The organism is Tumebacillus flagellatus, from assembly GCF_000714935.1.
Lineage (GTDB): Bacteria > Bacillota > Bacilli > Tumebacillales > Tumebacillaceae > Tumebacillus > Tumebacillus flagellatus.
In genome coordinates this window covers 53,413-77,602 of the sequence record NZ_JMIR01000014.1, presented here as the reverse complement: position 1 = coordinate 77,602, position 24,190 = coordinate 53,413, and the positions used below count along the sequence as shown (strand labels likewise).

The window sequence follows — 24,190 nt, the reverse complement described above, 5'->3', positions numbered from 1 at the left end:
TGCATTCGTCGTTAGAGGATTACGTAGATTTATGTAACTCCCAAAATTGGCACACAAAGGCCCTCGTTGAGCAACGATGGCCTTTGTTGCACCCCCTCGTATTAGCTTGAGTAAGTTTACTGGTCAATTTCCTCGTACTCTTCAGGTAATACCATAACAGGATCTTGATCGATTTCTTGCGGGATGATTCTTTTCCTTAACTCGTTACTTACCAACTTTGCACGTTTTTCGAAAAAACGATCATAATCATCTTGCCAAACGCCGAATTCTTCGAGGTTTGGAATCAAATGTGTGCGCATAGCTTCTTCCAATTTGGGATTCAAGTCCTTAAACCTATTCATGTATTTCGAGGGTGCCTGAGCTCTAATCTCTCGTTTGTTTAAAAAATCATCCACGATGGTGATATTCAGCACATGATTGGTGTAGAAATCATCTTCGTTTTTCTTTTTCAAATAAGATTTCGGGAAAAAGTGATGGTAATTCTTGCTGTTAGCTTGTTTCAACCAATAGTTACTGATGTTCACAATGGAGTTATCGATAAACGATGTGGGGATCTGGTATGCATATAGACAAAGAATTGCTTTAATAAAACTTCTTCCCGCGCTAAACCATCCGTTGTCAATGATAAACTTTTCAGAAATATTCACCGCCCAATCATACTTTGGGAGTTTACCTTCTAATATCAAGTCAATACGCTTGATATCTTGAGCAAGTTTCGATTCGACTGCAGATGAATACCTTCCTGATATGGCACATCGCCAAAAGAAATCTTCAAGGTATTTTTGTTTTTCGCCGATTGGTTTGTCGGGGTGTTTGGAAAAGAAATATGCAAAGGGTACAAGCAAGGCATTGTAGGGAAGTAACTGAGAAACAGGGATTCGATAGTATCCTCGGAAGTATTCAACTGTCCGATGGATGGCATCGACAGCTGTTTCCCAAATAGCTATATACCTTTCTTTGTCTAACTTTAGAATGACCTTTTTCTGGCACTCTTTCTCCAGTATGATCGACACAGCTTGAAGAACGGTTGCATCGGAAATAGTTTCGTATTCAAGTGGCCGCAGGTCATCTAAAAGGTTATTAAACTTTTCCGCTAGATCGAACCCTTTTTCTGCATCAAAAGTTTTGGCGATCATGATTTCAAAAACAGATAGCGGCTTACCTCCTACATTGATTCGGGTGAAGATCTCAGTCGCTATCTCAATAGGCGCTTCTCTTATTTGAATGATTGAGTAGTTATACGATTCGATTCGTCTCTTGTATTCTTCGATCGCACTTAGATATTGAGCAGGATACTTCGTAAGCAATGTTATGCCGCCATATAACAAATCAGTCAACCTGATGATAGATTCCGGGCTTTTATCGGCAATATCGATGGTGACAATATGATCGTCTTCATCAGCGGCAAGGTCCAGATAGATTTCTGCGTAATCATCTTCTTTTCCGTTTTCTCTGGTGATTTTAGCTCCTTTCAAACTTGCAAAGAGACTGGTTAATCGTTGTTGACCATCCAAAACAAAATCAATGTATTCACCATCGTTTGGTTGAGGAAGTTGAATCTTTCCTAGATCTCGTACCGACCGTAACCTTTCCTTCGTTCTCCAAAAAATAAATGTGCCAATGGGATATCCTTTTACAATACTGTCCATAAGTTGAGCAGATTTCTGTATATCCCATACGAATTCACGCTGAAATTGAGGTATTTTGATTTGTCCTGTTTCGATATCACTTATCAAGCTTGAGAAAGTTCGTGATTGTGGTTCGGGTAATTTCATTACTGATCTCTCCTGTCAATAGAATTGGTTTAACAATACTAGAATACCAGTAAATAACTATGTTGGGTATTATATTTGTAGTAATGGGTATGGTCGCTATAAACATCACCTTAAAGAATCCAGCCTTTCGAGGCTGGATTTTTTTGGTATACTGAGAGCAAGCAAGAAGCACAGCTTCTGAGGAGGAGAAACACGATGGGAGACATTCGCAAGTTGACGGACGATCACGAGTTTGACCGTTTGACCGACATCTTGGCACACGCGTATCCGTTTATGGGCTTGGTGCCCGCCGACAAGCGTCCGGGGTATGCCGAGAGCCTCCGCAAGCGCCACCGCGAGTTTGACGAGTACAACCTGTACGGGTACTTCCGCGACGGAGAGTTGCTCGGCGGGATGGGGTTGTTCGATTATGAGATGAACTTCTTTGGCGAGACGGTGTTGCCCGCAGGCGGCGTCGGCCTCGTCGCGGTAGATGCTCTGCACAAAAAACAACGCATCGCCTACGACCTGCTCCAATTCTACCTGCGCCACTACCAAACGAAGGGGGCGTCGATGGCGCTGCTCTACCCGTTCCGCCCCGACTTTTATAAGAAAATGGGCTTTGGCATCGGCACCAAGATGAACCGCTACGAAGTTCCTCCGACCGCGCTGCCGAAAGGGAAGAGCAAGGACCGGGTTGTTTTTTTGAACGCGGAAAAACACAGCCAAGCGCTGCGCGATTGCTACGACCGCTTCGCCCGCGCCCGTCACGGCATGATGTTGAAAACGAACGACGAAGCCTCCCGCCTCTTCCCGCCCGGTTCGCAGTTGGTGCGCGTCGGCGTGCAGAACGGGGAGCAGTTGGAAGGCTACATGATCTACCACTACCAGCAGGTGGACGAGAGCAACTTCATCTTGAACAGCGTCGTCGTCCGCGAGTTGGTGTATGAAACGCCGGAAGCATTGTCAGAATTGTTAACGTTCTTACGGAGCCAGAGCGACCAGTTCCACCGCGTGATTTTCGTAACGCAAGACGAAGAACTGCACCATCTGCTGGAAAACCCGCTCAACGGCAGCAACCGCATGCTCGTGCCGGTCTACCACGAAACCAACTCGCAGGGCGTCGGCATCATGTACCGTATCCTGAACGTCGCCGACACGCTGAAAAAACTGCACGGGCACAACTTCGGCGGGCAGACGTGCGAGTTTAATCTCATCGTCCATGACAGTTTCCTGAATGAGCACACGTATTGTCATATCGTGTTGCAAGACGGCAAGCTGTCGGTTCCGTTTTTTGAGTTGAATCCGGACCGTTGCGGAATCGGTTGGAACCCCGGCGCATGGCCCATGCCCACTGTAGGTCTTTCCATCGAGGACTTCTCCTCCCTGCTCATGGGTTCGGCGACGATGAAAAGCCTTTACCGCTACGGCAGCGTCCATTCGACCAACGTGCCGAAGTCGTTGATCGACGTGTTGCACCGGGCGTTTTTGGTGGAAGAGAAGCCGTTGTGCATGTCGAACTTTTAATCTGGGAAATCTAGAGCAATCAGGTGGCGGATAGGATTTCTTCTCCTCTTTCCCGGTCTGTTTTGCTATAATGGTACGGTACGCCTTTTTGAAGTACAGACTACAAGTAGGAGTCGAACAACCTATGAGTAGCTACAAAGTACGTTGGTTCAAGGACCTCGACATCTTTTTGATCCTCGTGGTTCTGGCCCTTTGTGTAGCCAGCTTCCTGGCCATCTCCAGCGCCACACACAGCGCGGATGGCGGCAGCAAATCCTACGTGATCAAGCAAATGATCTGGTGCGGCGTCGGCTTTTGCGTCATGATCTTTTTGATTCGCACCGATTACCGCAACTTGACCCGCTACGTCGAAATCGGCTATTGGGTCTCCATCGTCCTGTTGATCGTCGTGTTTTTCTGCCCGCCGATCAAGGGCGCGCACGGCTGGATTCCGCTCGGCGGATTCGCGTTGCAGCCGTCGGAGTTTTTCAAGGTCGTGTTCATCCTCATGATGGCGAAGTACCTCGCCAACGAGCAAGAGGATGAGGAGGGCCGGCGCCCCGACCCGATGCGCAACTACTTGTTCCTCGGGGCGTATTCGCTGCTTGCGATCGGCTTGATCGTCATCGAGCCGGACTTGGGGCAGACGATGATGATGATGTCGATCGTCGGATCGGCGATGTTCGTGCATCTGCCACCCAAAGCGTTTTGGTCGATTGCGGGGGTGATCGCCCTGATTCTGGGCGCGGTCATCACAGCGGTCTTTCTCTACCCGGACCAGTTCCTCGAACTCCTCGACATGCTGGTCAAAAAGGGATTGCTCGAACCGCACCAATACGGCCGTTTTGAGACGTTTATCTACCCGGAACGCGACTTGGGCGGGCTTGGCTACCAAGTCTACCAAGCGAAAGTCGCGATCGGCTCCGGACAGCTCTTCGGCAAGGGCCTCTACCAAGGCTCGCAGACGCAGGGCTCGTGGGTGCCGGAACAGCAGACCGACTTTATCTTCACCGTGATCGGGGAAGAGCTCGGGTTTGTCGGGTCGGTGGCGGTGATCTTCTTGTTCTTCCTGATGATCTACCGCATCGTCGCCAACGGTCTGCAAGCGGGCGACCGCACGGGGATGTACATCTGCGCGATGGTCAGCGGGATGTTCACGCTCCAGATCTTCGAGAACATCGGGATGTCGCTGCAGCTCATGCCGATGACCGGCGTTACGCTGCCGTTTATCTCGTACGGGGGCTCGTCGATTTTGACGAACTTCATCTTGATCGGGATCGTGCTGAACATCGGGCTCAGGCGTCGCAAGTTGAGTTTTGTTTCGTAATCCAAGAACGCAAGATCGAACGCAAAGCGAGTGCCGGAAGCGGTCCTCGCTTTTTTTCCAAACATGAGGTGAAGGATTGGTATGAAAATCAAGGAAGTGATCGTCGTCGAGGGGTACCACGACAAACAGGCGATCGACGCGGCGGTGCAGGCGGATTGTCTGTTGTCCAACGGCTCGGCCGTCTCGGAAAGCTTCTTAAAACAAGTGGAGCGAGCGGCCAGAGACCGCGGCGTGATCGTGTTCACCGACCCGGACGGGCCGGGCGAGCGCATCCGGCGGCTGGTGTCGCGGCGGGTGCCGGGATGCAAGCATGCGTTTTTGCCGAAGCGCGAAGCATTGGCGAACGGCGACCTCGGCATTGAGAACGCAAGCCCGGACTCGATTCGGCGGGCGCTGGAGAGCGTGCGCACGGAATGGAGCGGCACGGAACCGGAGTTTTCCTGGCAAGAGATGATCGAGTACGGTTTGACCGCGCACCCGGACGCGTCGCGCCGGCGCGAAATTCTCGGGGAGAAGCTTGGCATCGGCTACGGCAACGCCAAAGCGATGTGGAAGAAGCTGAACATGCTCGGCGTCTCGCGCGAGGAATTCCAAGCGTGCTTCACCGAGATCAAGGAGGAGAGCACCCCATGACGCAGAAACGACTCGTATCGCCCTCCGTCACCCGTGACGTGGTGACCCGGCATGGATTCCAATTCAAGAAATCGCTCGGGCAAAACTTCCTGATCGACGGCAACATTCTCGACAAAATCGTCGAAGCGGCGGAACTCGATGAGAACGCCGGCGCTTTGGAGATCGGCCCCGGCATCGGGACGCTGACGCAAGAGCTGTGCGAAGCGGCGAAGCAGGTCGTCGCCGTGGAGAAGGACGGACGGTTGCTCGGCGTGCTGCGCGAAACGCTGTCGGACTATGACAATGTACATATCGAGCACAACGACGTGCTGGAAGCGAACTTGCACGAGATCTTCGCGCAGCACTTTGAAGGGGTCAGCGAAGTCTCCGTGGTGGCGAACTTGCCGTACTACGTGACGACGCCGATCGTCATGAAGCTCCTCGAAGAAAAACTGCCGCTGCGCAACATCGTCGTGATGGTGCAGCGGGAAGTGGCGGAACGCATGGCGGCGAAACCGGGCGGCAAGGAGTACGGCACGCTCTCGATCGCCGTGCAGTACTGGACGGAGCCGCAGTTGGTCACGCGCGTGCCGGAGTCGGCGTTCATGCCCGCACCGAACGTGGAATCGACGGTGATCAAGCTGAAAGTGCGCAAGGAACCGGCGGTGCAGGTGAAAGACACGGACCTGTTCTTCCACCTCGTCAAAGCTTCGTTCGCCCAGCGCCGCAAGACGCTGCTGAACAACTTGCAAAGCAACCTCCAACCCAAACGCGACAAAGAAACCATCCTCGCTGCCCTCGACCGCGCCGGCATCGACCCGACCCGTCGGGGCGAAACGCTCTCGCTGGACGAGTACGCGAAGCTCGCGGATGAGTTGGCAGAGTGAAGAGAAACGCCATGTGATCCTTAGGGATGCACATGGCGTTTTTTTGGCAGGGAAACATTCGCTTTTCCGCTGAGGACTGGAAGGAAACGATTTGGTATACATTGAATGTAGAGGGAAATAGAAGATTCGAGGGTATTGATAGACTGGAGGTTCCTATGAAGCTTGAGAAGATCAGACTTCAAAATTTTAGAAGTTTTACGGATCAGGAATTTTCTTTTTTAGATGAGAACGACCAGGTGAAGCCGTTTACGGTTTTAGTAGGGGATAACGGCGTGGGGAAGACTGCTGTCTTGGAGGGTATTGTTCGCGGTGCTGCTCCGATTATCAAAGCGCTTCAAGCAGATGCCGGGGATAAGGTTGACATTTCCCAATTAGACATACAGATCGGGAGAAGATGGGCTTCGATTGCTATCGAGTCGATCATCCAGAATCGACGCTTTCAGTGGAGAAACTCCAAAAGAGAATCGTCCATGGTTCAAGATTGGCCAGGTTCGCCGGCCGCAACTCAGAGAGAGGTCAAAGACTTTCTCTCGGAAACCTTTTTTTCGGACCAACCGATTCAACAAGTGCCTCTGGTGCTCTACTACAGCATCGCCCGCGTTGGGATTGATGTTCCTATGAGGAGCAGAAATCCTAGAGAAATGAGTCCTTTGAAAGCACTCACTCATTGTCTGGATTTGAAAAGCGATTTCCGAAGATTTTTTGAATGGTTTAAGGGAGAAGAAGAGGACGAGTTGCGTATGCAACGTGATCTAGGCCGTCCGTATCGATCAAGAGCTTTGACAGCTGTTCGTACAGCCATTGCCCGCATGATGAATCATAATTATCGAGATGTCAGAATCAGAAGCAATCCAATTCGAATGGTGCTTCTCGATGATCAGAACCGGGAGTTGCAGGTGGAACAGCTGAGCGGGGGCTATAAAGTTGTATTTTCTATGATAGCGGATATTGCCGGGCGATTGGCACAGGCAAATCCTCAATTGGCTGACCCTCTTGCTGGAGAAGCTCTTGTTCTCATTGACGAGTTGGACTTACACTTGCATCCCAAGTGGCAAAAACGGATCGTTCGCGACCTTCGAGAAACGTTTCCCAATTGCCAGTTCATTGTTTCCACGCATTCGGCTTCGATTGTGCAATCTCTTAACGCGGATCAACTTATCAATTTGGAAGAATTGGGGCGAGAAAGAACGGGAGCCTTTAAAGGTTGGTCGCTCTCCGAAATTCAAGAGTTTGAGATGGGAGTCGAGTACTCCAAGACCGAAGAGTACGAGCGAATCAAGGAAGAGTTTGAAGAAGCGGTCTCGGATGAAAACGGTGAACGGGCGAAGGAACTATATCGTCAAATTCAAAAGATGGTGCATCCAAATAGTGAGTTGCTGGAGCTTTTTCAGTTTCGGTTAATTGGTATTGGGGTGGCGATTGATGATTTATTTGAATAGACCTGTCTCTCCCTACAGGCTTACCAAGAAGAGAAAACGTGAACTGATCAAGATCTTTATAAAAAGCCGTCAGGAGGGAAAGGAAAAGTCGGTCTGGAAATATGCAGATTTTAAAGACTTGAAAAAATCCCTCAATCAAATGTCTCATGAAAAGTGTGCGTACTGTGAAGATAAACTTGATAGCGGCGGAAACATGATGGAACCGGACCATTTTTATCCGAAAGAGCGGTATCCCACTGCTGTGGTATCATGGAAAAACCTCCTTCCTTCGTGCAAAAAATGTAATTCGAGATCTGGTAAGGGAAACCATGATGTGAAAGAGAATCCTATTCTAGATCCCTCTAAGTTAAGGCCAAATCAACACTTCCAATATGCGAATCAAACGTATGAAATCAAAGGAATCAATGAGTTGGGTATCCAAACAGTGAAGGTTTTGAAGTTGAACGATGCAGAGCGAATGCTTCGAAAACGCAAACGCAACGTGGACGAGATGAGACAAACAGTACAGGATATTCAAGAGGAACTCAGGGCGCGGGTATCGGAACTTGTCACGAACCCAGGGTTTCGGGAAAAAATCCAACGTCAAACCAATGGTTTGCTCCTCAAAACAACGAGTGTATCGGCTTTCTCAGCTGTGTACGCCACGGTTCTACTTCATGATCAGCCTTTTCAAGAAATAAGAGAAACGTTGCAACAACATGGGGCTTGGACAACCTCTATGGAGAGTAAGTTCGAAGAGGCTCATCAGGCGTGCTTTTCAATTATCATCGGTATATGAAAAAAGCCGATCCCACTCCAGCGGGTCGGCTTTTTGCTTATAATAAAGTCATAAGTCTCATTGAAAAAACAGGAGTGATCACTGTGGCAACGTTTCTCGAATACGCGCAGTTGAGCAATTTCGTCTACACCGCCAACCTCAAAGACTTGCCGAACGGACATACGATCACCGCGCTTCAGTCGAGCATCCCTCTATGGCGCGACGGCGTCGACGTGAGTGTGGTGGGCGACTGGGTGCTCGTCGCGACGATGGATCGATCGGTCTCCGGCTTTTTTGGCGCGGCGTTTCAAAAAGGGCAGGAGGTCGTCGTGGCGTATCGCGGAACCGTGCTGGACAAAATCGGCGATTTCCTCGCCGACGCCGCGTTTGCGTCGCACCTCACCGAGCTGATCAACCCGCAGATGGAAGACGCGCTCGCCCTCTACCAAACCGTCTCCGCGCAATTCAAAGACGCGCACCTCACGATCACCGGCCACTCCCTCGGCGGCGGTCTCGCGCAAAAAGCCGCAATGGCAAACGACATCCAAACGCTTACCTTCAACGCGCCGGGCGCATTGCACGCAGCGACGTTTGAGCAGCACATGAAGTTTTTGCGCGGCGATTACGACCATCTGATCACCAACTATGTACAGGCGGGCGACATCTTCATCGGCAACAACCACCTGCTCAAACACGCGGGGCAAGTGGTGGTGCTAAACGGCGACGAACTCGGCGATACGCCGGAGAAAATGGACCCGATCCTTAAACTCGCCTACCACGCCATCCTCAACTTCAACGCCGACGCGCTGCCGGACGGGTCACTCAACCAAGCGCATGTCGACCACGTCCGCTTCGAAGACAAACCCGGCTTGATGCGCGACACGGCAGACGCCTTGCTTGCCGCCCAAAAGAGCTGACAACCTACATGATTCCAGCACCGTCCGAATACACTACAGGTATAAGGGCGGTGATCTCATGGACTTTGTCAACCCAACCCGAGGCAAACTCTCGCTCCCTCTCGTTGTGCAGGACATGTTGGAGTACATCGGCGAAGCGCCGGAGAGCGACTATCGCATCATCATCGGCTCCGACTCGCAAAACAAAGAATCGCGCCACCGAACGACGTTCGTGACGGCGATCATCGTACACCGCATCGGCAAAGGAGCGCGGTACTATTTCCACCGCCGCAGCCGTCCGATGATCCAAAACATGCGCCAGCGCATCTTCACCGAAGCGTCGCTGTCCCTCCTCGTCTGCGGCGAACTGCGCGAACAGCTCGCGTTGCTGAAGCGCGAACAGAAGCGCAACCTTGAAGTCCATCTCGACGTCGGACAAAACGGCGCGACGCAAGCGCTGATCAAAGAGCTGATCGGCTGGGTCGAAGGCAGCGGCTACGCAGCCAAAATCAAACCGGATTCCTTCGTCGCTTCCAAAGTAGCCGACCGTTACACGCGCGTCTAAAAGAGCACCCGCCGGGTGCTTTTTTGTTGTGCGCTTTTTGTCTATACTGAATGTTAAGAATTGGTTTTGTATTCAAGAGGAGGTACTGCTTTGTTGGCGACTGTTGTAGATACATATGAGCAGGTGCAAGACATGATTCGCGAGATCGGCATCTTGCCGCTGTCTTCTTTTATCCCGGAATATCCGTCACTCGAAGGAGTCACGCGCAAGGAAGCGTGGCACACCGGAAGCGACACCGACCCGTGGCTGTGGCGGGACCGCGCGGCGGGCGAGGGCGTCGCGGCATACGGCCGTTTTTTCAAGAAAAAACCGATCCTCGTCTCGCGGGACTTGTACCCGTACTTGCAAGCGGTGCTCCGCGATGAGTGGGAGGTGGACGCCCGCTACGAAGACGGCCAGCTGTCGCACGCGGCGAAGCGCATCTACGAAGCGGTCCGTGACAACGGCGGCATCGACACGAAAGCCCTGCGCGTTGCCGTCGGCATGCAGGACAAAGACTCCAAAAACGACTACGACAAAGCCCTGATCGAACTCCAAGAGACGGGCGACCTCGTCATCGCCGGGATCGACGAACGCCGCTTGAACGACCAAGGGCTGAAGAGCGGCTGGAACTCCACCTGCTACGAACTCGCCGACCGCTGGCTGGAACAGCACGGCGCTGCACCGCTCGCGCTCTCCCGCGAAGAAGCGAAAGCGCATCTCTTTGCCCATCTGGAGAACGTCTGCACAGAAGCGGCGCTGGCGTTTTTCCGCAAACTGTTCAAGTAAAAACGCAAGACGCAGGCTGGCTGTAAGCAAAAAAAAGAACCTGACCCAAGCGGGCCGGGTTCTTTTTTCTATTGATCGGTCGAAGTCAACGTGTAGTCCGTGTAGTCCGGTTTGAACCACTTAAACTCGATGCTCTCCTGTCCCGTCGCATCGGCCGCGTTGAACTGGTAGTCCTCCGGTTTGATCGGTTTCAGGTTGAGGAGGAGGTGGGTTTTGGACGGGTTCTTCACGTAGAACGTCAGTCCGCGCACCGCGTCGATCGTCAGCGGCTGCGGGCCGAACAGCGGATCGGCGATGCCGGTCACGTTCAACCACGTCTCGCCGTCGAAGTCCGTTTGGGCGACCTGCACGTACTTGCGGGCGACTTCGTAGTGCAGGAGGCGCGACGTGCGGGCGACGAGCACTTTGCCGTCATCTTGGTACTGTGCCAGCAAGCGCAACGACGCCAAGCCGCGCTCGTCAAACGGGAATCCGATGTTGTAGCCGCCCAGATGCTGCGCGAAGATCGCGTATTGCTGGTGATCCACCAGCGAATCCAAGTTGCCCTGGTTGATCTGGCGGTGAATTTCCCGCGGCACCCAATTCCAGTCGATGGAACCGTTGGCGGCGCGGTCTTGCGTGTCGCGGTGGAAGCCCCAGACTTTCTGCCCGTCGCGCAATTTGATCTCAAACAGCGGAGAGTCCCAGCCGACCGTCGATTCGCCGACCGAGTCCCAGACGAAGTGCACGCCGTTTTTGACGGTGAGGTCGGTGTGGTAATTCGGGGATTTCGGGTCGTCTCCGGACTGATACGCGGAGAAGCGGTGCGGGTCGTACGCGCCGAACGCGTCCACGTTCGCTTCGTTGCCGTGATTGATCCAGACGTCGAGCCGGATGTCGTCCGCCTGCAGCGCTTCCCACGCTTTGACCGCATAGTCGCGCTTGAACACCGCGTCGCCGTGGTTTTTGCGGGAGAAATCGCCGAACGTGTGCATGGAGTCCAACCATCCGGCTTTCCAGTAGTGCTTGATCGCTTGAGCGAAGTTTTTCTTGGTCGGGTCGGTGCCTTGGAAGTACGTCAGAACGCCGTCCAAGCCGTGTCCCGACTGGTCGGTTTTGCCGCCCTGGTCGTTCGCCATGTACATCCAGAACGAATCCCCCACATCCAGCCCCAAGCCCCTGCCGTGCGGCGTCTCTTCCTTGGTATTTAAAAAGCGGTGGTACTCCGCAAACTCCTCCGGCGTCGTGTCGTCGATGTCCGACGAGATCGCCACCATCGAGCGGTACGGATACGGAAATTTGCGGATCAACTTGGCATCGGCCGGTTTCCCTGCTTGCAGCGCGGCTTTCACCGCATCCGGCACTTCAGCTTTGGCAAGGCGCTTGCGGAACAGCCAAGCGTCTTCGTCTTGCGGCGCGACCGCCGTGACCGTGACGTCGGTGGACTTTTGCGCTTGAGGGGCCGTGGAAGCGGCCGTCTCCGTGACCGTTTGAGGTGTGTGGCAGCCTGTAAGAGTCATTCCCGTGGCCATAGCAGCCAGTGCAAGTGCCTGCCTGACGTTTTTCATCGCGATTGAATCCCCCATTGTTACTTATTGTGAATATTCTGATGATTTATTTCTCTCTATTTCTTCTTATTATAATTGGAGATCGTCTCCGTATCCAGCAGGACTTTAATTTGTACCGACCAGTCAGTTTCGTAAAAATTTACATGGTATTATTAAAATATATTCTTACCATTCAGGTTTTTCTGGTAAAATAGAGCCATGTCAGTCACATTTCAAAAATAAAACTCATGGAGGCGTTCAAAATGGCGAAACGATTCGTAAAATTGGCGACCGCAGCTCTGCTTCTCGGCGCGGCTCTCAACCTTCCGCAAGCAGCTCACGCGGCAGCGCCGGCTCCGACCCTGCACAACGACAACGCGACGGCGAATTTCGGTGACTGGTATACCGGCGCAATTCCAAGCAACGTAGACTACTCGAAACCGGTTATCCTCTTCGTGCAAGGTTTGCACTCTGACTACACCACCTGGACGGCGACCGATGCGTATTATGACGCGGCGTACAACGCCGGCTACCGTACCGCTTTCGTTCAATTGCGCGACGCGGACGGCAACGGCGGCAACCCGTGGACGAACGGTCCGGTACTCGCCGATGTCATCAAGAAAGTAGCGAACTACTACGGCGTGCCGAAAATCAACATCATCTGCCACTCCAAGGGCGGTATCGACACGCAAACCGCACTCGTTTACTACGGCGCGTATCCGTACGTAAACCTCGTGCACCAACTCTCCACCCCGAACAAAGGCTCGGAGCTCGCGGACATGGCGTACAGCACTTGGACCTCTTGGCTCGCTTCGATCATGGGCCAGAAGGACGATGCGGTCTACTCCCTGCAAACGTCGTGGATGGCGAACTACCGCGCCCAAACGGACGGTCGTGCGGAAAACAACTACACCCGTACGTATATGTCGGGCGGCACCGGAGATGACGGAATTTTCTCGTCGAGCTATTACTCCCGCGCGTTCCTGCCGGGCGAAGACGACGGCGCGGTTGCGATCTACTCCGCGTTCGGCCTCCCGAACGGCTACAACGGTTTCACCGACAACGGCTCGGAACGTCTCTCGCACACCAAGATGCACTACGCATCGAAAACCTGGTGGCAAGTTCGTCCGCGTCTGACCACCACGTCGTACGCGGCGATTCCGGCAGCGGGCCTGACCGCTTCGGCGAACAAAACCGGCCTGGAAGGCTCGACCTCGATCGACGAATCGTCGAACAACATCATGCGCGGCGGCGCGATCAACGGCCTCGTGTCCGATTCCTTCCAATTGGAGAGCGGGATCAACGGCGCGAACGTGGACGTGATGACCTCCTCGACCGCAACCGATGTCCAACTGGTGTCTCCGTCCGGCAAAGTCTACAAAGCACAAAGCAAGAAGCAAGGCACCGACGATTCGGTGATGTTTGACACGGCTGTCCACAACGTCTTCTCCATCGACAAGCCGGAGAAAGGCACCTGGACCCTGCAAGCGAAGGGCGACCTCGATGCGTACTTCATGGTCGCAACGATCGACGGAGGCTCCAAAGCGAAACTCAACGCGTCCAAGAAAGTTGTCACGAAGGCGGAGAAGGACGTCGCCTTCAACGTGGAACTCGACGGCGCGAAAGCGACCGGCAAAGTCAAGAACGCAAAAGTCGTCAAAGCGAACAAAAAAGGCAAGTCCAACGTGGTGCAAGACGTGCAGACGAACACCGACGCAAACGGCAAAGTGACCGCTGCGATCGCGACTCCGACCGAATCGGGCGTCTACAACGTCTCGATGGACGTCACCGCGGTGAACGCGAAGGGCGAAGAATTCACCCGTTCCGTCAACTACAACTTCGCAGTTCTCGACGACAAAAACGAACTGAACTAGTTCTTTGTTTGGACGAGCTGTATCTTCGAAGGCCACCCAACCCCGCGTGTTGGGTGGTTTTTTTGCACGTCGTGCGGCGCTTTTTTCTGAATCCGGGGGGGCTTTTTCGGCAAGGATAAGAGGTAAGACAAGAAGAACGCATTTGCTAGTGGACTCATATCCTATATAATAAGAAATTATACCTAAAGGATTCGGCATTTGAACGTATAGGATGGTGCAACGGTTTCATGAAGTTTTCTGAGACGATCGCGAAATTGAAGGGTGAACGCACGTTGTTGCTTTGCCATGACCAAGCAGACAGCGATGCGATCGGAGCGGCGTACGCGCTCGCCCGGTACATCGGGGGAGACGTCGGCGTTCCGCAGGCGGTGGCGACGCATACCTACCGTTTGATCGAAGAGTTGGAGTTGAGCGTCATCATCGCCCCGGACACCGCTTCGTACCAACATGTCGTGGTCGTGGACGCCGCGTCTCCCGTGCAACTGCGGGAATCGCTTCCGACGAAGTTTTGGTTTGTGGATCACCATCCGGAGAACGACTTGCAGAAGTTGGCGCTCGGCGGTCTGTACGACCCCGTTTCGTCGACCTGCCAGTTGGTGTATCGGCTGCTGAAGGAACTCGGGGTGAAGCTCGACCGCAAGACAGGGCTGGCGCTGGCGGCGGGGATCATGACCGATACGATCAACTTCCATAAGGGCGACGCCGAAGCGTTCCGCTCGTTTGGTGAAATTTTAGACGCGACGGGTCTGACGTATGAAGCGATTCAGCGACTCTACATGACCGACGAACGCCGCGACCGCGGGGCGATCTGCCAAGCGGCGATCAACGCCGAGCAGCACGAGATCGGCGGCTACCATGTGTTGGTGGCGACGATTTGCGAGAACATCCCGACGTTTGCCGCGCGGGCGCTGTTTGACTTGGGCGCCGACGTGTCGGTGGTCGGCTACACGCGGGGCGAGGAAGTGGAGATCCGCATGTACATTCGCCAAGAGTTGGCGGCGAACCACAAGCTCGACGCCGCCGATGTGTTCCGCAACGTCCCCGGCATGGAGAAGGGGACCGCTTGGGGGTACTCGCTGTTTGCGGGATACCGCGCCAAGGGGGATTTGAAAACTCTGTTGGCAAATATCGTTCAATCTTTTCAAGAGAGACTCCGCTCGTGAGGGCGGGGTTTTCTGTTTCATGACGAGAAAAAACCGACTCAGCACGAAGCTCAGTCGGTTTTCTTGTTGTTCAGAGCGGCGGCGAATCGGTAGAGCAGGTCAAACCGGCGCTCGGAGTTGTAGCCGTCGAACACCAGTCCGCGGTACTCCCGGACGGATTTGCGCCCTTGCACGAGACACAGCGCTTCCAGCAGATCTCCGATGATCGTCTCGCGGATTCGTTCGTAATGCGTCGGCCCTTTGTGCGCGGAGCCGAGGCGCGCGTGCGGGATGCGGGCGAGCGTGTCGATGCGAAGCCCGAGTCGGGCCGCTTCCGCCAAGAGCAACGGCGGTTTGCCCAAGGACGACAGCGGCACGTCCCGCAGCAGCCGCCGCGAGACGACGTGCGGTCCGTGCGCGGGGTTGCTGAGCCCGAGACGTCCGGCAAGGCCGAGTTTGAGGTTGAGATCATAGCGCAGCCGAATCAGCGTGTCGCGGGCGTCGGCGGCGTCGTGCACCGTGCCGTACGTGTCGGTCAGGGCGAGGTCGACGTTGAATTTCTGCGCCGATTCCACCAGTTTCGCCAACTCGTCGCGGTGATGCCCGATCAGATCGCCGTCGTAAAACAACACCCGCTCGGCCCCGCGGGAGTACGCATACGCCGCCCCGATTGCGCGCGGAATGTCGACGCCAAGCGCCTCGCGAAAGGTGATGACCGTCAGATCGTCGCCTTGCAGTCCTTTGACGACCTCTCTCGTGCCATCGTGACATCCGTTGACCACCACGACGATCTGGCGGGCGCCGGCGAGGCGCACGTTGCGGACGGCCGACGCGATGCGGGACGCTTCATTGCGGGCCGGAATCACGGCAAACACGAGACATCACCTCCTCTTTCCTTTACGATATGCGGCAAGTGACCATCTCGCGAAGGGTGTCATACAATATCACGCACAAAAAAGGAGGGAGTCGGATGTGGAAGGTCGGGGAGTTGGTCTCCCGCAAGTCGTACGGCAAGGACATCTGTTTTCACATCGTAGAAATCGACCGCAGCCAAAGCATCGCGGTCCTCAAAGGCATGGAGGTCCGTCTGCTCGCCGATGCCCCCCTGACGGACCTCGAACGCGTGACCGACAACGAGCTGCGCGACTATACAGCAGGAGTTCGGCGCGAAGAAGACGACGCGCTGCGCTTGATTCGCATGCGCCGTCTGATCGAGGAAGAAAAGCGCGCCATGCGGTCAGACGCCAAGTTTCGGGCGAGCCATGATTTTTTTGAAAAGCCGGGGCGGGTTCTGCACTTGGACGGCGACGGGTCCTACCTCGACAAGTGCTTGCTTTTCTATGAAGAACTGCGCATCCCGGCGATCGGGCACCATGTCGCGGAAGCCAGAATGGCGGAAGTGCTGCCGCACTTCCTGCAGCAATATCACCCGGACATCTTGATCTTGACCGGGCATGACGGTCTGTTGCGCAAGGGGCAGGATCTGTCGAACGTCTTCAACTACCGCAACTCGGAAAACTTTATCAAAGCGGTCAAAGCGGCGCGCAAGTACGAGCGCAGTTTCGACGATCTGATCATCTTCGCGGGCGCCTGCCAGTCGCACTATGAAGCGCTGCTCGATTCCGGGGCAAACTTTGCGTCGTCGCCGCACCGCATCTTGATTCACGCGCTCGATCCCGTGTTCATCGCCGAGAAAATCGCCTACACGCCGATCAACCAGACGGTGAACATCTTCGATGTCGTGAAGTCCACGATCACCGGCACAGACGGTCTCGGAGGCTTGGAAACGCGGGGCAAATACCGCATCGGGCTGCCCAGATCCCCCTATTGATCGATCAGACAAAAGGAAGCGGATACTGAAGTGTGAGCGAAGATTCTGACATTTGCCGGGCTATTAATGGCCAAAACAGGCAAATAAAGCCCATTGACAGATTTTTCGGGACACTGATATAATAATTAACCTCATTTGACAAAGTTCGTCATTCGTGCTACACTCTTAGATGGAAAGAGGTGGTGTCGATGACAGCGAAAAACGCATTGAACGAAATCAAGCGCAACCTGGATCGCCACGTTGGTGAGAAAATTTTGTTGCGTGCAAACGGTGGACGCCGTAAGACCATCGAGCGCACCGGCGTTCTCGAAGAGACATACCCTTCTGTATTTGTCATCAAGCTGGATCAGGAGAACTCCTTCAAGCGCGTCTCCTACAGCTATGCAGACATCCTGACCGAAACGGTCGAACTCATGGTCTGCAAAGACGAGGGTCAAGTACGTGTAACCCTCTCGCAAGGGCACGATGCATAAATGAAACACGAGATAAACTTCTCCGACACGCCAGGGCGTGTGTGGAGGAGTTTTTTTCGTTTCGCGATTGATTGTAAAACAAGCCACCTCGTACGAGCGAGGTGGTTTTTTGTTTCTCTGGGCATACTACCCGCGTGTTGTTCAGTTTTTTACAACCAAAGGAGGGACATCATCATGGGACGCAAACGTCGCGGTGGCGTGATGTCGGAACACCTGAAGATGGAGGCCGCCAAGGAATTGGGGATTTACGATACGGTGCAACAGGAAGGTTGGGGCGCCATCAAAGCCAAAGATGCGGGAAACATCGTCAAACGGGCGTTGCAAATCGCAGAGCGGGCGATGGCGAACCAAGACCGATGATCTCCCCGGGCCAGAGCTTCGGCTCTGGTCTTTCCATGAAGAGCGCGCAGTCATGAATAATTGCCCGCCCAACTAGGGCAGACTTACATCCTGAACATGTCTACGTTCCCACAATGAGGAGGAAAAGCGGATTGAGTACTCGATCTGGTAAATTGGTCATCATCGGCGGAGCAGAGGATAAAAAGCACGACATGACCATCCTCCGCGAAGTCGTCCGGCTCGCAGGCGGCAAACACGCCCGCATCGTGGTGATGACGGTTGCAACCGAACTCCCCATCGATGTCGGAGCCGAATACATCGAAGTGTTCGACACGATCGGCGTCGCGGACGTCCGCATGTTTGACGTCTCCAACCGGGAATCCGCGAACGCCAAAAGCGCGATCAAAGCCATCGAGGACGCAACGTGCGTCTTTTTTACAGGGGGCGATCAGGTCCGCGTCACCAAGCTCCTCGGGGGCACCAAAATGGACGCGGCCTTGCACGAACGCCATGAATCGGGTCTCCTGCTCGCCGGCACGTCCGCCGGTGCTTCGATGATGTCGAGCACGATGATCGTCTCCGGCGTCTCGGAGACCAACCCGAAGGTCGGCATCGTGGAGATGGCGCCGGGCATGGAGTTTATTTCCGGTGTGGTCATCGACCAACACTTTGCCCAACGCGGGCGATTCGGACGTTTGTTCTCTGCCGTAGCGCAGTACCCGCATCACTTAGGGCTTGGGATCGACGAGAACACCGCGATGGTCGTCGACGGCCTCGAATTCAGCGTCATCGGAGCCGGAGCCGTCAATGTGATTGACGCAGGCGCTCTCACTCATTCCAACATCGAAGATGTCCGCAACGGCGACGATCTCGCGCTTTGCGGCATTCACGTGCATATCCTGCCGAGCGGCTACGGCTTTCACTTGCGCGATCGAACCCCGATTGCAAGACGACGAGGAGTGGACAACGAATGAAAATCGAGGATATTCGGTACATCCCAGGACCGAATCTCTACTCGCATCAACCCGCCATGGTGATGCGCATAGATTTGCAAGAATGCGCGGGCAAGGAATCGTATGAATTCCCGAACCTGAACGCCAAACTTCTGGACTTCTTCCCCGGTCTGCGCGAGCATCACTGCGCCAAGGGCGAGCCGGGCGGTTTTGTCGAACGGCTCGACGAAGGCACGTACCTGGGTCACGTGATCGAACACGTTGCCATCGAACTGGCAGAACTCGCCGGCATCGGCGCCAACCGCGGCAAGACGAGTTACGCGGCGGAGGGCGTCTATGACGTGTTTGTCGAATGCAAAAACGAAGCGGGCATGGCGCATCTCCTGCGCACGTCGTTCGCGCTCGTGGACGCGCTTGCACGCGGGGAGAGCTACGACTGGCAACCCGAACTTGAAGAAGCAAAAAAACTCATCGCCCGCACCGGGCTTGGTCAATCGACAAAAGCGCTCGTCGAAGCGGCGGAGAAGCGCGGCATCCCGCACTACCGCCTCAACACCGGCTCCCTGATCCAACTGGGAACCGGCCGGCATCTGAAGCGCATCCAAGCGACGATCACCGAGCGCACGTCCTGCATCGGCGTCGACATCGCCTGCGACAAAGAATTGACCAAGCAGATGCTCGACCTCGCCGCGATTCCCGTTCCGTACGGCAGCGTGGCGTACACGGAGGACGAAGCGGTCGCGCATTTTCGCGACATCGAACGTGCCGTCGTCGTCAAGCCGCTCGACGGCAACCAAGGCAAGGGCGTTTCGCTGAACCTCGTCACGGAGCAAGAAGTGCGCGAGGCGTTTCGCATCGCGCAAGGCTTCTCCGAAGCGGTGATCGTGGAGAGCTATCTTGAAGGCCGCCACTACCGCGTGCTCGTCGTCGGCGAACAGGTCGCCGCCGCGGCGGAACGGATGCCGGCGTACGTGACGGGCGACGGCAAAAGCACGATCGCCGAGCTGATCGCGCGCGAGAACCTCGACCCGCGCCGAGGCGAAGGACATGAAGCGCCGCTGACCAAGATCAAAATCGACGACGTCATGCACAACGTGCTCGCGCGCGAGGGACGCAAACTCGACGACGTGCCGCACGAGGGCGAGACGGTGATCTTGCGCGACAACGCCAACCTCTCCACCGGCGGGATCGCGATCGACGTGACGGGCAAAGTCCATCCGAGCGTCGCGGAAGTGTGCATCCGCACCGCCCGCATCGTCGGCCTCGACATCTGCGGCATCGACCTCGTCTGCCCGGACATCTCCGAGCCGTTTGACGAATCGAGCTCGTGCGTGATCGAAGTCAACGCGGCACCCGGCATCCGCATGCACGAGACGCCGTCGATCGGCGACCCGCGCTCCGTCGGCGAAGCGATCGTCGACATGCTCTATCCGCCGGGGCAGCCGACGCGCATCCCGGTGATCTCGATCACCGGCACCAACGGAAAAACGACCACGACCCGCATGATCGGCCATGTGATCCAATCGACGGGCCGCATCGTCGGGATGACGTCGACCGACGGCATCTACATCGACGGCAAGTGCATCGCCAAGGGCGACACGACCGGCCCGCGCTCCGCCCGTGCGATTCTAAGCGATCCGGGCGTCGACGTGGCGGTGCTGGAGACGGCGCGCGGCGGCATCGTGCGCGCCGGGCTTGGCTTTGACTGGTCGGACGTCGGGATCCTCACGAACATCCAGCCCGACCACATCGGCTGCGACGGCATCGAGACGGTCGACGACCTGATCTCCGTGAAGTCGCTGATCGCCGAGCGCGTGCGTCCGGGCGGCACGGTGATTCTGAACGCCGACGACCCGCACTTGGCGGAGCTGCCGCGCAAGATGAAGCCGCGCCACCGCAGCGGGCGCAAGTTTGTTTTTTTCTCGCTCAAACCGAACTCCCGCGTGTTGAAAAAACACCTCTCCGAAGGGGGCACCGGGTATTTTCTGAAGGACGGGTGGATTCACGAAGCGCGCGGTGAAAATGCGCGCAAAGTGATGCGCGCCGCCGACATTCCGGTCACGATGCTCGGCGCGGCGCACTTCCACGTCCAAAACGCGATGGCGGCGATTGCAGCCTGCCGCGCGTACGGCATGACGCGGGAAAAAATCGCCGCGGCACTGCGCGAATTCAGAAGCGACGTGCACAACCCCGGCCGCGTCAACCTCTACCAAGTGAAAAACTCCTACGTGATGGTCGACTACGGGCACAACCCGCACGCGTTCCAAGCGATCTGCGAGATGGCGGGCCGCCTGCCGAACGTGCGCGTGACCGGCGTTGTCGGAGTGCCGGGCGACCGCAACAACGACATCGTCAGCGAGTCGGGCCGCGCGGCGGCACAGGGCTTCCACCGCCTGTTCGTGAAGGAAGACATCGACTTGCGCGGCAGACGCCCGGGCGAAGTGGCGACGTTGCTCGAAGAAGCGATTTTAAGCGTCTCGCCGGAGAAGGAGTGCCGCGTGATTCACAACGAAGTCCAAGCGCTCGAAGCGGCGTTGTCCGATCTGGAGGACGGGGAATTGGTGGTCGTGTTCTATGAAAAACTGGCACCGGTTCTGGACGTTTTGAGAAAGCATGAGGCAGTTTCCGTCTCACACATGTCGCTGAAACTGTGAAAAAAAGCGTCTTGCACGCTTTTTTTCACGTTTGGAGCAGGAAATCGGCCTTACCTATTGAAGATGTACGAAATTAACTTAGGAACGAACGTTACTCAAAGGTAGGTCATGCAAGCCCATGTTGACGGAAAAAGCCCAAGCGAAAATCAACCTGACCCTCGACGTCCTCCACAAGCGTCCGGACGGCTACCATGAAGTGGAGATGGTGATGCAGACTGTAGACCTGTCCGACCATCTGCAATTTCAAGAGCGCGCCGACGCCGAGATCGTGCTGACCTGCACGGCTCCTTACATACCGCTCGATCAACGCAACCTCGTCTACCAAGCGGCACACCTGATGCGCGAAACGTACGGCATCGAGAAGGGCATTCACATCCACATCGAGAAGCGCATCCCGGTCGCGGCGGGACTGGCCGGCGGCTCCAGCGATGCCGCAGCCACTCTGCGCGGCTTGAACCGCCTCTGGAAACTCGGGCTTTCTCTGGACGAGCTCGCGGTGCTGGGCGCCAAGATCGGCTCCGACGTGCCGTTTTGCATCTACGGCGGCACCGCGATCGCGCGCGGGCGCGGCGAGCAGATCGAACGTCTGCCGAGCGTCTCCCCGACGTGGGTTGTGCTCGTCAAACCGCCGATCGCCGTCTCGACCGCCGACGTCTACGGGCGATTGCGCGCCGACGAGATCGAACACCATCCGGATACTGCCGGGATGGTGCACGCGCTGACGACCGGCGACGTGAAACAGATCTCGGCAGGGCTTGGCAACGTGCTGGAGAACGTGACGTTTGCCATGTACCCGGAAGTCGAGCGCTTGAAGCAACAACTGTTGAAGTTCGGCGCTCAAGGGGCGCTGATGTCCGGCAGCGGACCGACCTTGTTTGCGCTCGTCGAGCGCGAGCAGAAAGCCGTGCGCATCTGCAACGCTCTGCGCGGCTTCTCGCGGGAAGTGTACCTCTGCCGCTTTTTCTAGAAAGGTTGCCATAAACACGAATCAAATGATATATTTTTTCTATTAATGTTCGTGTTTTGGAAGGGGATAGGGTGTTGAGTAAAATGCGACGCAGTGAACGCATCGTGCGTCTGACGCAGATCCTCCTGGAACAACCACATCGCGTGTTGTCGTTGACCGAGATGGCAGACAAGCTGTCGTCCGCGAAGTCTTCGCTGTCCGAAGACTTGGCGATCATTCGGGACGTGATGGAAGCCGAGGGGCTCGGCACGTTGGAGACCCAGGCGGGCGCGGCCGGCGGCGTGCGTTACGTGCCGGGGTTGCGCGACGACTTGGCGGAGCAGTTTTTGCAAGACGTGGTGCAGGTCTTGAGCACGGGAGATCGCATTTTGCCGGGCGGCTTCCTCTATATGTCGGACGTGTTGGGACGTCCGGACGTGCTCGATACCGCGGGCAAAATGTTCGCGTCCCGCTACCGGGACTCGGGAGCGGAGTATGTGGTGACCGTCGAGACCAAGGGGATTCCGCTGGCGGTGGCCACGGCGAAATATCTGAACGTGCCGATGGTCGTCGTCCGCCGCGACCACAAAGTCACGGAGGGCTCTGCCGTCTCCATCAACTACGTGTCGGGGTCCAGGCGCATCCAGACGATGTCGCTCTCCCGCCGTTCGTTGCCGGAGAAGACCAAAGTTCTGATCATCGATGACTTCATGAAAGCAGGCGGCACCGCCAAGGCGCTCGCCGATCTCATGCGCGAGTTTCAGGTTGACGTGGTCGGCGTGGGCGTGTTCATGTCCACCGTCGACCCGGAAGATAAAATGATCGAGCAGTACGTTTCGCTGGCGACGCTCACCGAGATGAACGAAGCCACTCGTCAGGTGACGATCCAGCCGGGAACGTACTTCGCTTAGAGAGAGGGGATTGTTTCATTATGGAAAAGCAAATCATCGCCACCACCAATGCGCCGGCTGCGATCGGCCCGTACTCCCAAGCTGTGAAAGTCGGCAACATGATCTTCACCTCGGGTCAGATTCCGCTCCTGCCGACCGGCGAACTGCTGACCGGCTCGATCCAAGAGCAGACCCACCAAGTGTTTAAAAACCTGCAAGCGGTGCTCGCAGAAGCGGGTTCCTCGCTGAACGATGTCGTCAAAGCGACCGTGTTCATCTCCGACATGAACCAATTCGGCGAGATCAACGAAGTGTACGCCCAGTACTTCGGCGATCACCGTCCGGCGCGTTCCACCGTGCAAGTGGCGCGTTTGCCGAAAGATGTAGGCGTGGAAATCGACCTCGTCGCCGTAACGAAATAATACATTTTGAAAGCTTGGACGCAGCCTGATTCTAAGGGCTGCGTCTTTTTTTATAACCGGGCAACAGTGAATGCGAAAAAAATTTTATCAAATAATGCTGAAAATGCAGACATTAAGCGCTGAATTGTGGTATTATAAGATTAAGTTAGGCAACACGTACAAACATAAATGGGTGAAGAGGTGAACCGTGATGCAAATCACAGACGTAAGACTTCGTAAAATGAACACGGAAGGTCGTATGAAAGCTATCGCTTCCATCACGATTGACAATGAATTCGTGGTACATGACATTCGCGTCATCGACGGCAACAACGGTATGTTTGTCGCGATGCCGAGCAAGCGTACCCCGGACGGCGAGTTCCGCGACATCGCACATCCGATCTCGTCGGAAACCCGTCAGAAAATCCAAGACGCTGTCCTCGAAGTCTTCTATCGTGAAGAAGACATCGAAGAAGCGACGATCGCGTAATTACGTACATTCCTTTCTGATCTCGGGACAAGCTCCCCCGGCTTGTGACGAGTCAGGGTCGAGACTGTCGGCTTGGGCGCCGGCAGTCTTTCTTATTTTGCGGCGTGATTTCCCTTTTGCCTTGTGATGGTTTATAATAAAATTCGCCGTGGAGGAATCT

At 55.4% G+C, this 24,190-nt stretch carries 23 protein-coding genes; 20 read left to right on the top strand and 3 right to left on the bottom strand.

The window, feature by feature from the left end; translation table 11 throughout:
* Nucleotides 1-116: 116 nt before the first annotated feature.
* Entirely contained in the window at nt 117-1,775 is a 1,659-nt protein-coding gene (locus tag EL26_RS11210; protein WP_038088365.1) for a DUF262 domain-containing protein, read from the bottom strand.
* 195 nt (nt 1,776-1,970) lie between these two features.
* Here EL26_RS11210 and EL26_RS11205 point away from each other — a divergent pair, with 195 nt between their 5' ends.
* The 9 genes from EL26_RS11205 to EL26_RS11165 all read left to right on the top strand — a co-directional run bounded on the left by EL26_RS11205 (nt 1,971) and on the right by EL26_RS11165 (nt 10,511).
* The gene (locus EL26_RS11205) at nt 1,971-3,281 is read left to right on the top strand and encodes a GNAT family N-acetyltransferase (protein WP_052036265.1); all 1,311 of its coding nucleotides are present in this window, start codon (nt 1,971-1,973) and stop codon (nt 3,279-3,281) included.
* 124 nt (nt 3,282-3,405) lie between these two features.
* On the top strand, nt 3,406-4,587 hold the full coding sequence (locus EL26_RS11200) for an FtsW/RodA/SpoVE family cell cycle protein (RefSeq protein WP_038088363.1): 1,182 nt from the start codon (nt 3,406-3,408) through the stop codon (nt 4,585-4,587).
* Nucleotides 4,588-4,668: 81 nt separating this feature from the next.
* Entirely contained in the window at nt 4,669-5,220 is a 552-nt protein-coding gene (rnmV, locus tag EL26_RS11195) for a ribonuclease M5 (RefSeq protein WP_038088360.1), read from the top strand.
* Entirely contained in the window at nt 5,217-6,086 is an 870-nt protein-coding gene (rsmA, locus tag EL26_RS11190) for a 16S rRNA (adenine(1518)-N(6)/adenine(1519)-N(6))-dimethyltransferase RsmA (RefSeq protein WP_038088357.1), read from the top strand. Before rnmV ends, rsmA begins: the two co-directional genes overlap by 4 nt.
* A 155-nt stretch (nt 6,087-6,241) precedes the next feature.
* The gene (locus tag EL26_RS11185; protein ID WP_161780710.1) at nt 6,242-7,525 is read left to right on the top strand and encodes an AAA family ATPase; all 1,284 of its coding nucleotides are present in this window, start codon (nt 6,242-6,244) and stop codon (nt 7,523-7,525) included.
* On the top strand, nt 7,509-8,303 hold the full coding sequence (locus tag EL26_RS11180) for an HNH endonuclease family protein (RefSeq protein WP_038088352.1): 795 nt from the start codon (nt 7,509-7,511) through the stop codon (nt 8,301-8,303). The genes EL26_RS11185 and EL26_RS11180 overlap by 17 nt, the downstream gene beginning before the upstream one ends.
* Nucleotides 8,304-8,386: 83 nt before the next feature.
* Nucleotides 8,387-9,199, top strand: a complete 813-nt coding sequence (locus EL26_RS11175) for a Tle-like phospholipase domain-containing protein (RefSeq protein WP_038088349.1) — start codon at nt 8,387-8,389, stop codon at nt 9,197-9,199.
* 58 nt (nt 9,200-9,257) lie between these two features.
* On the top strand, nt 9,258-9,743 hold the full coding sequence (locus tag EL26_RS11170; RefSeq protein ID WP_038088346.1) for a ribonuclease H-like YkuK family protein: 486 nt from the start codon (nt 9,258-9,260) through the stop codon (nt 9,741-9,743).
* A 93-nt stretch (nt 9,744-9,836) separates the two neighbouring features.
* A complete protein-coding gene (locus EL26_RS11165; protein WP_152559245.1) occupies nt 9,837-10,511 on the top strand; it encodes an AlkZ-related protein in 675 nt (224 codons plus the stop codon).
* 68 nt (nt 10,512-10,579) lie between these two features.
* Here EL26_RS11165 and EL26_RS11160 read toward each other — a convergent pair whose 3' ends face one another.
* Nucleotides 10,580-12,058, bottom strand: a complete 1,479-nt coding sequence (locus tag EL26_RS11160) for a hypothetical protein (RefSeq protein WP_052036264.1) — start codon at nt 12,056-12,058, stop codon at nt 10,580-10,582.
* 242 nt (nt 12,059-12,300) lie between these two features.
* On the opposite strand from EL26_RS11160, the gene EL26_RS11155 reads away from it, so the two are divergent.
* Together EL26_RS11155 and EL26_RS11150 are read left to right on the top strand one after the other, a co-directional pair.
* Nucleotides 12,301-13,911 carry an esterase/lipase family protein gene (locus EL26_RS11155; RefSeq protein WP_038088341.1) on the top strand — a complete coding sequence of 537 codons (1,611 nt, stop codon included), beginning with the start codon at nt 12,301-12,303 and terminating at the stop codon, nt 13,909-13,911.
* Between the two features lie 227 nt (nt 13,912-14,138).
* The gene (locus tag EL26_RS11150; RefSeq protein ID WP_038088337.1) at nt 14,139-15,074 is read left to right on the top strand and encodes a DHH family phosphoesterase; all 936 of its coding nucleotides are present in this window, start codon (nt 14,139-14,141) and stop codon (nt 15,072-15,074) included.
* 50 nt (nt 15,075-15,124) lie between these two features.
* Here EL26_RS11150 and EL26_RS11145 read toward each other — a convergent pair whose 3' ends face one another.
* The gene (locus EL26_RS11145; RefSeq protein ID WP_038088335.1) at nt 15,125-15,928 is read right to left on the bottom strand and encodes a glycosyltransferase family 2 protein; all 804 of its coding nucleotides are present in this window, start codon (nt 15,926-15,928) and stop codon (nt 15,125-15,127) included.
* 95 nt (nt 15,929-16,023) lie between these two features.
* Between EL26_RS11145 and yabG the strand changes: the two genes are divergently transcribed.
* The 9 genes from yabG (at nt 16,024) to spoVG (ending at nt 24,030) form a co-directional block, all read left to right on the top strand.
* A complete protein-coding gene (yabG, locus tag EL26_RS11140; RefSeq protein WP_038088333.1) occupies nt 16,024-16,884 on the top strand; it encodes a sporulation peptidase YabG in 861 nt (286 codons plus the stop codon).
* 188 nt (nt 16,885-17,072) lie between these two features.
* Nucleotides 17,073-17,357, top strand: coding sequence for a biofilm formation stimulator Veg (gene veg / locus EL26_RS11135; protein ID WP_038088330.1), 285 nt, complete (start codon nt 17,073-17,075; stop codon nt 17,355-17,357).
* A 174-nt stretch (nt 17,358-17,531) separates the two neighbouring features.
* On the top strand, nt 17,532-17,717 hold the full coding sequence (locus tag EL26_RS11130; protein WP_038088327.1) for a small, acid-soluble spore protein, alpha/beta type: 186 nt from the start codon (nt 17,532-17,534) through the stop codon (nt 17,715-17,717).
* Between the two features lie 131 nt (nt 17,718-17,848).
* On the top strand, nt 17,849-18,670 hold the full coding sequence (locus tag EL26_RS11125; RefSeq protein ID WP_238546096.1) for a cyanophycinase: 822 nt from the start codon (nt 17,849-17,851) through the stop codon (nt 18,668-18,670).
* Nucleotides 18,667-21,303, top strand: a complete 2,637-nt coding sequence (cphA, locus tag EL26_RS11120; RefSeq protein WP_038088321.1) for a cyanophycin synthetase — start codon at nt 18,667-18,669, stop codon at nt 21,301-21,303. Before EL26_RS11125 ends, cphA begins: the two co-directional genes overlap by 4 nt.
* 118 nt (nt 21,304-21,421) lie before the next feature.
* On the top strand, nt 21,422-22,270 hold the full coding sequence (ispE, locus tag EL26_RS11115; protein ID WP_038088318.1) for a 4-(cytidine 5'-diphospho)-2-C-methyl-D-erythritol kinase: 849 nt from the start codon (nt 21,422-21,424) through the stop codon (nt 22,268-22,270).
* A gap of 74 nt (nt 22,271-22,344) precedes the next feature.
* Nucleotides 22,345-23,160: a pur operon repressor gene (purR, locus tag EL26_RS11110; protein ID WP_038088428.1), complete on the top strand. Its 816-nt coding sequence runs from the start codon at nt 22,345-22,347 to the stop codon at nt 23,158-23,160.
* 20 nt (nt 23,161-23,180) lie between these two features.
* Nucleotides 23,181-23,561: a RidA family protein gene (locus EL26_RS11105; RefSeq protein WP_038088315.1), complete on the top strand. Its 381-nt coding sequence runs from the start codon at nt 23,181-23,183 to the stop codon at nt 23,559-23,561.
* A gap of 190 nt (nt 23,562-23,751) precedes the next feature.
* The gene (spoVG, locus tag EL26_RS11100) at nt 23,752-24,030 is read left to right on the top strand and encodes a septation regulator SpoVG (protein WP_038088312.1); all 279 of its coding nucleotides are present in this window, start codon (nt 23,752-23,754) and stop codon (nt 24,028-24,030) included.
* The last annotated feature ends 160 nt before the right edge of the window (nt 24,031-24,190 follow it).